Consider the following 12,641-nt stretch of genomic DNA (forward strand, 5'->3'; position numbering starts at 1 on the left):
TTCTAGCGACCTGCGAGCAGGCGCTAGCGGCGATCGAGTGCGTCGATCACCTTGTCCACGTCGTCATCCGAACCGTGCAGGGCCAGCGTCACACTGCCGAAGGTGCGGTCCTGCAACGTGCTCACCCCGCCGTACACCACCTCGAATTCGACACCCGCGTGCGTGGCGGTGGCCAGTGCCGCGCCGATTCCACGCTGGTCATCGATATCCACCGTGACCAACCGGCCGCCGTGTAGCTCGTCGAGTCGCCGCAATTGCTCGGCGTCGGGCCGATTGTGCAGCACGGTCTCCACGAACGATTGTGTCGGCGGCGCCTGCGGGCTCGCGAAAACCTCGAAGGTGCTCGCGAGTTCGACGATCTTCCCCTCGGCGAGCACCGCGACCCGATCGGCCACCGCACGGATGACATCCATTTCGTGTGTGATCACGACAATGGTGACGCCGAGTTCACGATTGATCTTCTTCAGCAGCCGCAGCACCTCACCGGTGGTCTCCGGATCCAGTGCCGAGGTCGATTCGTCCGCGAGCAGCAGCGACGGTGAGGTCGCCAGCGCCCGCGCGATGCCGACCCGCTGCTTCTGACCGCCCGAGAGCTGATCGGGATAGCTGCGGGCCTTATCGGCGAGACCGACAAAGTCCAACAACTGTGACACTCGTGCCTTGCGCTCGGCGCGCTTCCAGCCGGCGACCTTCAGCGGATATTCGATATTCCCCGCGGCCGTGCGCGATCGGAACAGGTTGAACTGCTGGAACACCATGCCGATATCCCGGCGGATGCGCCGCACCTCGGCCTCCCGCACACCCGTAATGGGTGTGCCGGAGACCTCGATGGTGCCGGTCGTCGGCCGCTCCAACGCATTGATCAGCCGGATCAGGGTGCTCTTGCCCGCGCCGGAATAGCCGATCACACCGAAGATCTCGCCCTGTTCGATGCGCAGGTCGATGGCGTCCAGCGCGATATGCCTATCCGGGCCCTTGCCGAAAACCTTGGTGACCGATCGGAATTCGACCGCGGGAACCGATATCTGGCTCACTTGCCGTCTTTGATGGTCTGCTGCACCCTGGTCAGAATCTGCTCCAGCTCGGGACCGGTGCGCTTTACCTCGACCGCGGTGTTCTTGGTGACCTGGGCATGCGCCTGCTGCACATCGGGGTCGTGCCAGAGCTGGGCCACCTTCTGGTAGAGCTCATTGTTCTTGTCGCCGGCCCTGGACACCACGACATTGATATACGGTTCGGCCGCCGGATTCTTCGGATCATCCTGGTAGAGCGCCGAATTGGGGTCGATGCCGGAACGGTCGAGGAAGGTGTTGTTGATGGTCGACCCGTCGACCGAGGTGAGTGAGAGCGCGGTCTGCGCCGCGTCGACCGGGGTCACCTTGACCTTGGACGTGCCCTTATCGATATCGGCAGGCGTCGGCGCCTTGGTGTCACCGGAAAGCTTCAGCAAACCGGCAGCCTGCAATACGAACAGCGCCCGCGCCTGATTGGTCGGATCGTTCGGGATCGCGATCTCGGCGCCCTGCGGCAGGTCCGCGAGCGACTTGTGCTTCTTGGAGTAGAGCCCTAGCGGCACGATGTAGGTCGAGGCGATGGGGGTCAGGGTGTCGTTATTGGCGACATTGTAGGCGCCGAGGAACTGCAGATGCTGGAACAGATTCAGATCGATCTGCTTTTGCGACAGTGCGAGATTCGGCTGCTTGTAGTCGGAGAAGTTGGTGATCCGCAGGGTGATGCCCTGCGCTTTCGCCTTCTCCTCGAAGACGTCCCAGGCGTGATCCTTATCGGTGGTGCCGATGCGCACTACGGTGTCGGCGGAAGCCTTGTCGTCGCTGCCGCACGCCGTCAGGGTGAGGGCCGCGGTGGCTACCAGGACCGGGATCGCCAGTACCCGATGGAATTTCACTCGTGCTCCCGAAATGCTTGTCGCAATATGAACCCGGTAATCCAAGCGATGTCCCCGGCCCTCGGACAACGGTTTGGATTGAGCTGAGCGAAACTCTGGCAACTAGTTGGACGAGCGTCTAGGTTGCCTGCAATGCGATTGCTGCGCCGTGTTCTGGTGATGCCCCTGCTTCTTGCCCTGACCGCTGGCGGGGTCGCGTGTGGTCGGGAGCACCACGACGACGTGGTGCGCATCGGCGTGAACGATATCTCGCTGCCGCATTCGCTACCTGGCCAATTACAACGTCCGCAATAACGACACCCTGGTGCCGATCGGTGCGACCGAGATCTTCCCGCTGACCCTGTACTCGCGTAAGCGCAAGTCGGTGGCCGAGATCCCCAAGGGCGGCCAGATCACGCTGAGCAACAATCCGGCCAATCAGGTTCGACCACTGCTCGACCTGGCCGCCGCCGGGTTGATCGTGCTGAAGGATGTCTTTGCCGCCAGAGCCGAAGACAAGGACAACCCGAGGCTGCTCGCGCTGGCCCAGCTCTACCACGATCCGGAGGTCGAGGCGGCGGTGCGGGCCGAGTCCGGATATCAGGGCATCTTCAAGACCAACGATCCGGCGGAGCTACAGGCCACGCTGGCCGAACTGCAGACCAAGTTCCGCAAGTAGGCGCTCACTCCGGAATTCGTTCGGCGTATTCGGTGGCGAGCCGTGCGAACTTGGGCCAGAACGGTTCCGGCGTGCGGTTCGCCAGCCGTGCGGCGAGCAGATCCAGGTGGCTGTGCCAGCCGCCGGAGACATTCAGTACTCGGGAGCGGTCGGGGAGTTTGCGGTGGGTGAGCTCGAGGCGCACCTTGTCCTCGACGCTGGTCAACTCGAAGGTCACTTCGGAACCGTCGGACCAGGTGAAGGTGAGCAGCTTCGGCGGATCGCAGGCGAGGATCACGCCGGGCTCGCGGTGCTCTCCGGCGTACTGCGCGGGTGCCGGATCGTCGGCGCCGGTGAGTTCGGAATTGCGGAATACCAATTCGACAGCACCGCCCTCGTGCAACTCCATATCGCCTGCGGCGAGCCAGGTTCGGCGCAATTCGGCATCGGTGATGTAGCGCCAAACCCGTTCGATCGGTCCGGGCAGCAGCCGCTCCAGCCGCACCGTCCCCGGTTCCACCAGCGTCCCGTAATCGTCTTCGCGCATCGTCATGATTCGTCCTCCTGTCGCAGGATTTCTTCGAGTCGATCCAGTCGTTCGGTCCAGAAGTGCTCGTAGAAGCGCATCCACTCGACGCCACCGCGAATCGGCCGCGCGTCGAGGCGGCACATATGAACCCGCCCGCGCACCATGCGCTCGACCAGTCCGGCCCGCTCCAGCACCTGGATATGCTTGGAAGCCCCCGCCAGCGACATCGCATACGGCTCGGCCAACTCGCCGACACTGTGCTCACCATCGGCCAGTTGCCGCAGCATCGCGCGCCGCGTGGGGTGGGACAGCGCATGGAACAACGTATCCAGCTCGGCTTCCTGCTCAACCACATGGTTGAGTCTGCCCTCGCCATGCCCGACAGTCAACCGATTGGTTTAATAAATCGGAAGTCGACGCTATTGCTCGACCGGGGACCCATCGCCGGATGTTGCGGCGAGGACGCGGGCGGCCTCGCGGGTCGCATTCGTATTCGCTTGCAGCGCACGAGAACCCGCGAGCTTCGCGCGCAGGTGGTCGGCGACGGTGATCGGCTCGTACTTGCTGCCGTCACCGATGCAGGAGGGCAGGGTTTCGATGCGGGCGTCGGGGTTGCCATCGTGGAAGAAGGCCGCGCTGCGGCGTCGCTGGATGGTGCCATTGGTGATGGGCGGCATGACGCGGTGCAGGGTGGACAGCCAGCGCTCATTGGTCCAGCGCGCCATCAGATCGCCGAGGTTGACCAAGAGGGCGTCATCGGCGGGTTGCACATCGTGCCAGCGGGTGTCGGCGCCGAGGATCTGCAGACCGGGGGCCTGGTCCGCCCACAGGACGGTGACAATGCCGTAATCGGTGTGTTCGCCCATGCCGGTGAGCTCGCCGTCGAGATCGATGCTGCCCGGTGGCAGTGCGTAGTTGTTCATCCGCAGGACGTCGAGGGAGTGGTCGGTGAACCGGGTGAAATAGCCGGGCGACAGTTCGAGAGCGTCCGCGAAGGCGGTGGTGAGGGTTCTGGCAATGCGGGCGGCGTGTGCGAAGTACGCCTCGACCGGTGCGCGGAAACCGGGAACCTGTGTCGGCCAGAGGTTTTCGGCGTAGTCGTAGGCCGAGAACTCGATGTGCGGGTAGGCGGCCGCGGAAACGCCGACATTGAAGGCCTCGAAGAAGTCGTTCATGCGAGTCGCGGATTCGACGCCGAGGCTGAGGCTGAGGCTTTCGCTCTTGGGCGGGGAGTAGCCGCGGTTGATCTCCGGTGGGGTGCGATAGTCCTGTTTCGTCGCCGGATCGAGGTCGAAGAACGAGTCGACGGCGGCCGCGAAGTCGTCGAGCACCTGCCGCGGGATCGCGTGACCGGTGATCTGCATGAAGCCGACGGTGCTCGCGGCCGCGTCGATCGCACGGGCCACCGCACGGCGCTCGATCTCGGAACCGCCATCGACATAGGGCGAAATATCGATGACGGGCACATGGAATTCCATCGCTGGTGTCCTCCCTCTTCGACACCTCGATGATAAGCGCTGCTTGCCCAGGTGCTGCTGGTCATCGCACGTGCCCTGACATCGGCGTATATCCGGCGGGGTATGGCGCACGCGGCCTGTGGGGGCCATGATGCTGGAGTGGACGACACGACGTATCGGCACACCCGGCTCGCCCTGCACGCGGCGGGGGAGTTGTTGATCGCCGGACCGCAGTATCGGCGGTTCGGGACCATCCGCATGCGCGTCGTCCACGGCGGCTTCGGCGGTGCCCAATGGCCGGTATCGGTGATCGGCGCCGATCTGGTGTGGCCGGAGGGGCGCACGCCGCTGGCGGGAACCTACGACAAGGTGGCGGCCAGCGCGGGATTCGAGGCGCAGGCCCCGGAGGGGGTCTATGCCGGCACCACCGGAACTGATCCCGGCGATGCGATCCGGGTCGATCCGGAGGCGGCGGGGCTGATCGCGGACTGGTTCGCACTGGGCGATGCGGCGTTGCGCTGTGCGGCCCCCGATGTCATTCCGGTGCTCTGGCCGGAGCATTTCGACCTGTCGAGCACGGTGCACGAAGTGAATTACGGTGTGTCGCCAGGCGATTCCGCACATCCGGGGCCCTACGCCTATGTCGGCCCGTGGACACCCCGCGCCGGTGATTTTTGGAATGCCCCCTTCGGTGCACTGCGCCCCCGCGACGAGGTCGACACGGTTGCGAGTCTGCTCGCCTTCTTCGCGGAGGGAAAGGCGCGGGCCGCGGAGGGGTGAACCTGCTGCCGCTACCTGGCGAGCGAGTGGAGGTAGGCGGCGGTGGTGGGGTCGGCCGGAAAGTAGGACTCGATCGCGATCTCGTCGAGCGTCACATCGAAGGCCGCGCCGAACCGCATGATCGTATTGAACAGTGATAGTTCGGTGCCGCGATGGCGGATGTGGATGGGCAGGGCGATATCCGCGGGATCGATCCGCAGGGGACCGTCATCGGGTCCGAACGCGCTCAATTCCCCATGTAGCGCGGCCAATTCGGGATCCCCCGTTTGTGCCGCCTGCCTGGCGAGGCGCGGCAGCAGAAATCCGCGCACCTGATCGATATTGCGCACGCGGGACGCGAAGCCCTTGGGGTGCAGCCCGATTCGCATCATATTGATCGGCGGTTCGAGCAGCGCGGGATCGACCTCGTCGAAGAACACCTCGGTCGCCGCGTTGGCGAAGAGCAGATTCCAGCGGCTGTCGATGGTCAAGGCCGGGAACGGCTCATGTGCTCGAAGCACTCGCTGCACCGCTGCTCGCGCCTCGGCGAGATCGGGATCGTCCAGGGTCCGGTGCCGATATGTCGGCGCGTGACCGGCCGCCAGCAGCAGCTGGTTGCGTTCCCGTAGTGGAATATTCAGGTGCTCGGCGAATCGTTCGATCATCGCCGGACTCGGCACGGTCCGCCCGGTTTCGACGAAACTGATATGCCGGGTGGAGATTCCGGATTGCACCGACAGCTCGAGCTGGCTGATCCTGCGTCGCGTCCGCCACTCGCGCAACAGCACACCCACGTGCCGATCCCGGTCCACACGCACCAGTATCGTCGCAATGCCGCGCCGCGCCATTACATGCCTGGTAATCGACAGGCTTACCGACCTGCTGGGACGGTTACCCGCATGACGAACGATCTGGCAATCCGCAATAAGGAACTCATCCTGCGCAGCCTCGCCGAGTTCACCGGTGGCAATATCGAGGTGCTGCGAAACCTGCTGCACGAGAACTTCATCGAACACAGTCCCGGGAACCCGTCCGGCCGTGAGGCCTTCATCGAATTCACCGCGAGTTCGCCGGTAGCCAAGGCTCGACTGGAGATCAAGCGAGTCATTGCCGACGACGATTACGCCGTCGTGCACTACCACATGATCGCTCCCGACGATACGCGCGGCATCGCGGTGGTGGACATCTGGCGACTGGTCGACGGTGTGATCACCGAACACTGGGATGTCGTACAACCGGTGCCCGACGACGATCAGATCCCGCACGGAATGTTCTGATCTGGACCAGCCCCCGCTGCGGGAGCTCACGCTACTGCAGGCGCCGTTCGCCGAGCGTGAGAGCGGCAAGACCACCTCGACGATGCTGCCGGAGATCGATGCCGAGGTGACCCGGCTCGGTCGTTCGCTCAGCGCTCGGACGCAGGCGCTCGGCGACGACCAGGGGTTAGCGGGCGGCCAGTCGGCCGTGGCGGATCAGCGCCCGTTTGGCCCCCGGCGGTATCGCGGGCAGGGCCTCGTCCAGCACCTGGCGCAGATGGCCGAGGCCCATCGGGACGATCGCTATGGCGGGGTCCATGCCGCCCAGTTTGCCAGGGGTGTGCGGGTGACCGGTTATGCGCCCTTGCGGGCGGCGGTCTTCTTCGCGGCCTTCTTGGCCGGCTTGGCGGCGGTCTTCTTCGCAGCTGCCTTGGTGGCCTGCTGGGCCGGTGCCGCCTTGGCCTTCGGCTTCGTGGCCGCGCTCGCGGAGCTTTCCGCGGCCCGCCGCCCGCTGGCCTCCAGGCTGCGCTGCAATGCCGCGACCAGATCGACGACCTCGGCATCGATCTCGGCGGGCACGGCCTCGGGCTGGCTGACGATCTTTCCGGTACCGCTGGCTATTGCGTCGTCGAGCACCTTCTTGAGCTCGATCTGGTATTCGTCGGTGTACTGGTCGGGATCGAAATCGTCGGACATGGTCTCGACGAGCGTCTCGGCCATCTTGATCTCCTGCGGCTTCGGTTCGGCGACGCCGTCGAGGGATTCGAAGTCGACCGCGCGCACCTCATCGGGCCACAGCAGCGTCTGCAGCACCAGCACGCCGTCGCGCACACGCAGCGCGGAGAGCCGGGTCTTCTGCCGAAGGGTGAAGTGCACGAGAGCGGTCCGATCGATGCGTTCCAGCGTGGTCGCCAGCAGCACGTAGGCCTTGGGGGTATTCGAATCGGGCTCCAGGTAGTAGCTCTTCTCGAACAGGATCGGGTCGATCTGATCGGAGGGCACGAACTGCAGGACCGGAATCTCGTGCTTCTCCGCTGCGGGCAGTTTGCCGAAGTCCTCGTCGGTCAGGATAACCTTGTCACCTTCGGGGGATTCGTAGGCCTTGTCGATATCGGCATACTGCACGGACTTGCCGCAGACCGTGCAGACCCGGTCGTACTTGATCCGACCGCCGTCCTTGGCATGCACTTGGTGGAACCGGATATCGTGGTCCTCGGTGGCGGTGTACACCTTGACAGGGACGTTTACCAGCCCGAATGCGATCGAGCCCTTCCAGATAGCTCGTGCCATCACTCCATCATGGACGAACCCATTCGAATGCGCGAGCGAATCGGTATCCCGAGTGTCGCGGTCGCGACGCGCCGACGCAGGGGAGTCGGCAGGGCGGCGAAGAGGGTGCGCATGGCCGCGACAGTGCCGCCGAGGTCGGTGCGTCCCGACAGATACGCCCGTTGCAATTCCGACGGCATCGTGAAGAAGGCATCGAAGAAGACCGGTATGTCTGCGGGCGGCAGTGCGAGCAGCGCCCGCAGACCGGCCGCTCGCAGCGCATGTACCACGCGTGCCTGCACCGGCCATGCCGTGGCTCCGAGCGCGACGGCGTCGGCGGCGGCGAGCGCGGCGGTGACGCTGTAACCCGTTGCGGGATGGGTGAAGCCGCCCGCCGCGCCGAACCAGCGCCGCCCCGGTCGACCGCCCTGCACCGGGAAGCGTACGCGCTCGATCGGTTCGGTTCCGGCGAGTTCGATGCCGCGCCCCCGCAACCGGTGATGCAGCCGGTCGCGCAAGACCGCAGTGCCGAGCGCGGGACGTCCGGCGAGGCAGGTCTCCTCCAGCAGCATGGTCCGCGCACCCAACGGCACCGCATACAGAAACGACGGGGGCGCACCGGATTCCGCGCCGTTGTCCCGGCGCCAGTCCATGAACAGCGGCTCGATCTCGGTATCCCGTTGGACGACAACGCCGTACGCGGTTTGCTCGGCTAGCGCAGGCGAGCGGGCAATTCCTCGTGCGTCGATAACACGATTCGCGGTATATATTGTGCCCGAAGCCAAAGTCACTGTGTTGTGCCGAATTTCGACAACACGATCCGCCGATAGGCGGGCGCCGTCGAGATCGAGCGAATCTCGCAGCCGCTCGGAATCGAAGACGACATAGGTCCGGTCGAGTCGATGTATCCGGGTGCCCCAGGCTGCGGGGCGGTCGACGGCGGCGGCGACGACCTGCGGATCGAGCCATCGCGGCAACTCGTCGTACCACCCCGCATACGTTGCTGACCAGCGGCGATCCGGTAGCGGATCGACGGCGGTGACCGACATTCCGTGTGTCAGGCAACGGTGCGCGAGCGCGCGACCGGCGGGGCCGAGGCCGCAGACGATGATGTCGGCGGCGGTCATCGCGCGGCCGAGTCGGAATGCGGGTGCCGGTGTGGCACAGCGAGTTCGGCGGTGTGCAGGGCGGTTCCTTCCGGTCGCGGATCGATTCGTCGTTCGTGCGGAGCCTACTGCGGGGCGGATCGGGCGCCGTTGCGTGGTGATAGTTCACATATATCGACGGTGACATTCTTCATAATGCGATCATGTTGGATCTGGATTTTCCAGCGCCGATGTGACCCGCGAGTAGCTTGGCGCCGCAATCGGACTGGTCACTTTGTGTCGTGCGTCGTATGCTCGGCGTTGTCGGATGGATTGCCCAGGGTCGGGCAATCCGGACGTGATTGCCGAAATCAGTGTGGATTTCGTCGCTCGCTGTTCCCCAATTCTGTGGAACGGAATTCCTGCACCCCTGCCCGAGGCCATTGTCGCGCCAAATGGGTAGTTCGTGCTGCCTGTCTCTGTCGAAAGGACCGCTACGGTGAATTCTTCCCGATTACGCGCCCTTGGAGCCGCCCTTCCGGCTGGCGAATACACCACCTCCGAAGTACTCGGTCGGATGACGAGCGGCGGCGATTTCGACGTCGAGCGAATTACCGGCATCACGCACCGCTATATGGTGGACCGCACCGTCGAGGACACCCTGACCCTGGGTGCCAGGGCCGCGCAGGACGCACTGGCCGAATCCGGTCTGGACGCCGCCGACCTGGACATCATCATCTGTGGCGGCACTACCGTGCACGACGGCTTCCACATGGTCTTCGAACCGTCGGCAGCGCAGGAGATCGCCCGGCGCATCGGTGCGGTCAATGCCTCCGGCTATGACGTGGCGAATGCCTGTGGCGGCACCATGACCGGAATCTATCTGCTCGACAACATGATTCGTGCCGGTGTCGTGCGCAACGGCATGGTGGTCACGCCCGAGGTGATCTCGCCGGTGACCGAGGGTGCGCTCGCCGAGGCGATCGATGTGCGCGATCGGCAGTTCGCCGCGCTCACCCTCGCGGACGCGGCGGTGGCGGTCATTCTCGACCCGGCGGTCGACGAAGACGATGTGCTGCACTACGTCGATCTGACCACCTGCGCCGAGTACTCGCCGTTATGCATCGCCAAACCGAGCGACGCCAGCGAGAACATGATCATGTTGACCGACAATCTCACCATGCAGGCCGCGCCGCGCCGTGAAACCTGGGCGAAATTCCACAGCGATATTCTCGCAAAACGCGGCACCACATTTGCCGACGAGAAGTTCGACTTCATCGTGTTCCATCAGCTCGGTGTCGGATTCACCGAGAAGCTCGCCGAGTCCGGTAGCAAGATTCACGGCACCGAAATGCCGCCGCGCCTGGCGACCGTCGAGAAATACGGCAACACCGGGGCAAGCACGCATTTCCTGGTACTGCACGACTATATTTCCCGTGGCGAGATCCCGAAGGGCGCGAAGATCTGTTTCGTACCGACCGCGTCCGGAATGGTCTTCGGCGTCTTGTCGGCAACTATCAGTGCATTGGTGGGATGAAATGACGTTTATTGTTCGTAGGTCCGCCGTCAGCGCCGACCCGACCCTCGGTTCCATTGATCACGCGGTGCGGGCGGGCGAGGAGTGCCTCTCGGAGGCGGGCGTGGCGGCCAACGATATCGACGTGCTGATCAATGTGGGCGTCTACCGCGACAGCAATATCGTCGAGCCGTCCAATGCGGCGTTGATCCAGAAGGAACTGGGGATGCACCTGGACTACCAGGTCGGCTCCGCACGGGCGGGGTTCTCGCTCGATCTGCGCAACGGGTCCTGCGGTGTGCTCAATGCACTGCAGGCCGCGGGCGCGCTGCTGCAGAACGGCACGGTCGAGCGGGTGCTGATCGTCGCCAGTGACGCCCATCCGGGCGGCGCCGGGCACGCACCTGCCGACTTCCGCTATGCCGCGGTCGGTGCGGCGCTGCTGGTGACCAAGGGTATCGATGAGGGCACCGGTTTCGATCGGGTGCACATCCCGGCGCCGCTGCCGCGCGCGGTCGGCACCCATCCCGGTGTTGCCGGATACCTCGATCTGAAGGCGATGGGCAACGACGGACAGCGCTCGATCACCGTCGATGTCGCCGACGACTACGCCGAACTGGTCACCGGCGCGGCCTTTGCCGCGGTCCGCTCCTACCTCGCCGAGCGGCCGGAGGCGCGGCGCGTGCTGGTCACCAATAACCCGGTGCCCGACTTCGCGGCCACCCTGGCGGGCGAATTCGGTTTCGCCCGAATACATCAGGCCGCGACCGGCGACCTGGACGCGGGCAGTTCGGGTCTGATCATCGGCTATCACCAACTGTTGGAAGCCGGTGAGCTGTCGGCCGGTGACGAATTGCTTTTGGTGGCCGCGGGATCCGGTCCGATCGCCGGATGCGTGAGCTACACCGTCCCCGCCGGTGGTGCGGGGTGAGCCAGGAGCCTGCCGATCTGAGCGCGCTGCTGGATCACCAGATCCGGCAGCGCGCCGATCTGCCCGCCATCAGCTATCCGACGGTCACCCGCCCCGAACGTGCCGGGCGCGCGGCGGATCTCGGATTCGCGGTGCTGACCTTCGCCGAACTCGGCGCGCGGGTCGAGGCGTATGCGGCGGCGTTCGAACGGATCGGGATCACCAAGGGCGTCAAGACCATTGTCATGGTCAAGCCCGATCCCGATCTGTTCGCGGTGATCTTCGCGCTGTTCCGGGTCGGCGCCGTGCCCGTGGTGGTGGATCCGGGCATGGGTGTGCGCCGCATGCTGCACTGCTTCCGCAGCGTCGGCGCGGCGGCGTTCATCGGGATCCCGCTGGCACATCTGGTGCGGCTCGCGGCGCGGCGAACCTTCCGTTCGGTGCGGGTGCACGTGACCGCGGGACGTTCGTACTGGGGCGGGCATACGCTGCTCGCCATGCGGCAGACGCCCGGCGCGGTCGCATCACAGGTCGCCAACGCACCCGACGATCTGCTGATGATCGCCTTCACCACCGGCAGCACCGGACCGGCAAAGGGCGTCGAGTTCAGCAGAGCCGGATTCGCCGCCTCGCTGCGGGTGATCGAGCGATTGCACGGCCGCCCAACGGGTTTCGTCTCGCTGACCTCGGTACCGCTGTTCGGCATCTTCGATCTGCTGCAGGGCGCGCATGTGGTGCTCGGACCGGTGGATCCGGTGCGGGTGTCGAAGGCGGATCCGGCATTGCTCGCCGATGTGGTGCGGTCTTTCGATGCCACCGATGTCACGGCATCGCCCGCATTGCTCGGGCCACTCGGGGAATATCTGACGCGGACCGGCACCGCACTGCCGAGCCTGGTCCGGGTGATCTCCATGGGCGCACCCGCGAATCTGGACGCACTGGCCCACGTTCGGGCCGCGCTCGGCGAGACCGCACAGGTCTTCACCACCTATGGCGCGACCGAGGCGCTGCCGCTGACCACCCTCGAATGGTCCGAGCTCGACGAAACCCGCAAGCAGACCGCCGCGGGCGCTGGCACCTGTGTCGGACGCCCGATCGCGGAATCGGACAGTGACACTCGGGTTCGCATCATCGCCATCTCCGACGACGAAATCCCGACCTGGCACGACGATCTGGTGCTGCCACAGGGCCGGATCGGCGAAATCGTCGCCACCGGTGCACATGGTTCAAGTCGAGCCGTAGCCAGGGAGGATCTGACTGTGTCGAAGTTGCCTTCCTCGAACAAGGACATGTCGGGATCCGAGACTCCAAGAACCC

At 65.0% G+C, this 12,641-nt stretch carries 16 protein-coding genes; 7 read left to right on the forward strand and 9 right to left on the reverse strand.

Annotation, left to right across the window (positions count from 1 at the left end; genetic code table 11):
* Positions 1-23 precede the first annotated feature (23 nt).
* Entirely contained in the window at positions 24-1,025 is a 1,002-nt protein-coding gene (locus ACWEO2_RS10940) for a methionine ABC transporter ATP-binding protein (protein WP_452405145.1), read from the reverse strand.
* Between the two features lie 5 nt (positions 1,026-1,030).
* Positions 1,031-1,906, reverse strand: a complete 876-nt coding sequence (locus ACWEO2_RS10945; RefSeq protein ID WP_452405109.1) for a MetQ/NlpA family ABC transporter substrate-binding protein — start codon at positions 1,904-1,906, stop codon at positions 1,031-1,033.
* Between the two features lie 132 nt (positions 1,907-2,038).
* On the opposite strand from ACWEO2_RS10945, the gene ACWEO2_RS10950 reads away from it, so the two are divergent.
* Both ACWEO2_RS10950 and ACWEO2_RS10955 read left to right on the forward strand, forming a co-directional pair.
* Positions 2,039-2,200, forward strand: coding sequence for a hypothetical protein (locus tag ACWEO2_RS10950; RefSeq protein ID WP_452405110.1), 162 nt, complete (start codon positions 2,039-2,041; stop codon positions 2,198-2,200).
* A gap of 10 nt (positions 2,201-2,210) precedes the next feature.
* Positions 2,211-2,564: a MetQ/NlpA family ABC transporter substrate-binding protein gene (locus ACWEO2_RS10955; RefSeq protein ID WP_452405111.1), complete on the forward strand. Its 354-nt coding sequence runs from the start codon at positions 2,211-2,213 to the stop codon at positions 2,562-2,564.
* A gap of 4 nt (positions 2,565-2,568) precedes the next feature.
* On the opposite strand, the gene ACWEO2_RS10960 is transcribed toward ACWEO2_RS10955, so the two are convergent.
* The 3 genes from ACWEO2_RS10960 to ACWEO2_RS10970 form a co-directional block, all read right to left on the reverse strand.
* Positions 2,569-3,096, reverse strand: coding sequence for an SRPBCC family protein (locus tag ACWEO2_RS10960; protein ID WP_452405112.1), 528 nt, complete (start codon positions 3,094-3,096; stop codon positions 2,569-2,571).
* Complete coding sequence (locus ACWEO2_RS10965; protein ID WP_354958426.1) at positions 3,093-3,425, reverse strand: ArsR/SmtB family transcription factor; 333 nt, start codon at positions 3,423-3,425, stop codon at positions 3,093-3,095. Before ACWEO2_RS10965 ends, ACWEO2_RS10960 begins: the two co-directional genes overlap by 4 nt.
* Positions 3,426-3,491: 66 nt before the next feature.
* The gene (locus tag ACWEO2_RS10970; protein WP_452405113.1) at positions 3,492-4,550 is read right to left on the reverse strand and encodes an isopenicillin N synthase family dioxygenase; all 1,059 of its coding nucleotides are present in this window, start codon (positions 4,548-4,550) and stop codon (positions 3,492-3,494) included.
* A gap of 138 nt (positions 4,551-4,688) precedes the next feature.
* On the opposite strand from ACWEO2_RS10970, the gene ACWEO2_RS10975 reads away from it, so the two are divergent.
* Positions 4,689-5,309 (forward strand): hypothetical protein, encoded by a 621-nt coding sequence (locus tag ACWEO2_RS10975; protein ID WP_452405114.1) that lies wholly within the window; start codon positions 4,689-4,691, stop codon positions 5,307-5,309.
* A gap of 11 nt (positions 5,310-5,320) precedes the next feature.
* Here ACWEO2_RS10975 and ACWEO2_RS10980 read toward each other — a convergent pair whose 3' ends face one another.
* Positions 5,321-6,100 (reverse strand): helix-turn-helix domain-containing protein, encoded by a 780-nt coding sequence (locus ACWEO2_RS10980; RefSeq protein ID WP_452405115.1) that lies wholly within the window; start codon positions 6,098-6,100, stop codon positions 5,321-5,323.
* An 87-nt stretch (positions 6,101-6,187) separates the two neighbouring features.
* Here ACWEO2_RS10980 and ACWEO2_RS10985 point away from each other — a divergent pair, with 87 nt between their 5' ends.
* Positions 6,188-6,565 carry a nuclear transport factor 2 family protein gene (locus tag ACWEO2_RS10985; protein WP_452405116.1) on the forward strand — a complete coding sequence of 126 codons (378 nt, stop codon included), beginning with the start codon at positions 6,188-6,190 and terminating at the stop codon, positions 6,563-6,565.
* Between the two features lie 166 nt (positions 6,566-6,731).
* Here ACWEO2_RS10985 and ACWEO2_RS10990 read toward each other — a convergent pair whose 3' ends face one another.
* Genes ACWEO2_RS10990 through ACWEO2_RS11000 form a run of 3 tightly spaced genes read right to left on the reverse strand, consistent with a single transcriptional unit; the run spans position 6,732 to position 8,940 of the window.
* The gene (locus tag ACWEO2_RS10990; RefSeq protein WP_452405117.1) at positions 6,732-6,863 is read right to left on the reverse strand and encodes a hypothetical protein; all 132 of its coding nucleotides are present in this window, start codon (positions 6,861-6,863) and stop codon (positions 6,732-6,734) included.
* Positions 6,864-6,898: 35 nt separating this feature from the next.
* Entirely contained in the window at positions 6,899-7,834 is a 936-nt protein-coding gene (gene ku, locus ACWEO2_RS10995; RefSeq protein ID WP_452405118.1) for a non-homologous end joining protein Ku, read from the reverse strand.
* Positions 7,834-8,940: a lycopene cyclase family protein gene (locus tag ACWEO2_RS11000; RefSeq protein ID WP_452405119.1), complete on the reverse strand. Its 1,107-nt coding sequence runs from the start codon at positions 8,938-8,940 to the stop codon at positions 7,834-7,836. The genes ku and ACWEO2_RS11000 overlap by 1 nt, the downstream gene beginning before the upstream one ends.
* Before the next feature lie 457 nt (positions 8,941-9,397).
* On the opposite strand from ACWEO2_RS11000, the gene ACWEO2_RS11005 reads away from it, so the two are divergent.
* From ACWEO2_RS11005 to ACWEO2_RS11015, 3 genes are all read left to right on the forward strand, one after another.
* Positions 9,398-10,435: a 3-oxoacyl-ACP synthase III family protein gene (locus ACWEO2_RS11005; protein WP_452405120.1), complete on the forward strand. Its 1,038-nt coding sequence runs from the start codon at positions 9,398-9,400 to the stop codon at positions 10,433-10,435.
* Between the two features lies 1 nt (position 10,436).
* Positions 10,437-11,345, forward strand: coding sequence for a hypothetical protein (locus ACWEO2_RS11010; protein WP_452405121.1), 909 nt, complete (start codon positions 10,437-10,439; stop codon positions 11,343-11,345).
* Positions 11,342-12,641: AMP-binding protein (locus tag ACWEO2_RS11015; RefSeq protein WP_452405122.1), on the forward strand; the 1,300-nt coding region annotated here is incomplete at its 3' end. The genes ACWEO2_RS11010 and ACWEO2_RS11015, both read left to right, overlap by 4 nt.

It is taken from the genome of Nocardia sp. NPDC004278 (genome assembly GCF_053602975.1).

What these genes read in the sequence shown, in the direction of transcription:
- ACWEO2_RS11010 (WP_452405121.1), top strand. Translation starts at nt 10,437, where the DNA reads ATGACGTTTATTGTTCGTAGGTCCGCCGTCAGCGCCGACCCGACCCTC.
- ku (WP_452405118.1), bottom strand. Translation starts at nt 7,834, where the DNA reads ATGGCACGAGCTATCTGGAAGGGCTCGATCGCATTCGGGCTGGTAAAC.
- ACWEO2_RS11000 (WP_452405119.1), bottom strand. Translation starts at nt 8,940, where the DNA reads ATGACCGCCGCCGACATCATCGTCTGCGGCCTCGGCCCCGCCGGTCGC.
- ACWEO2_RS10990 (WP_452405117.1), bottom strand. Translation starts at nt 6,863, where the DNA reads ATGGACCCCGCCATAGCGATCGTCCCGATGGGCCTCGGCCATCTGCGC.
- ACWEO2_RS10970 (WP_452405113.1), bottom strand. Translation starts at nt 4,550, where the DNA reads ATGGAATTCCATGTGCCCGTCATCGATATTTCGCCCTATGTCGATGGC.
- ACWEO2_RS10950 (WP_452405110.1), top strand. Translation starts at nt 2,039, where the DNA reads ATGCGATTGCTGCGCCGTGTTCTGGTGATGCCCCTGCTTCTTGCCCTG.
- ACWEO2_RS10960 (WP_452405112.1), bottom strand. Translation starts at nt 3,096, where the DNA reads ATGACGATGCGCGAAGACGATTACGGGACGCTGGTGGAACCGGGGACG.
- ACWEO2_RS10985 (WP_452405116.1), top strand. Translation starts at nt 6,188, where the DNA reads ATGACGAACGATCTGGCAATCCGCAATAAGGAACTCATCCTGCGCAGC.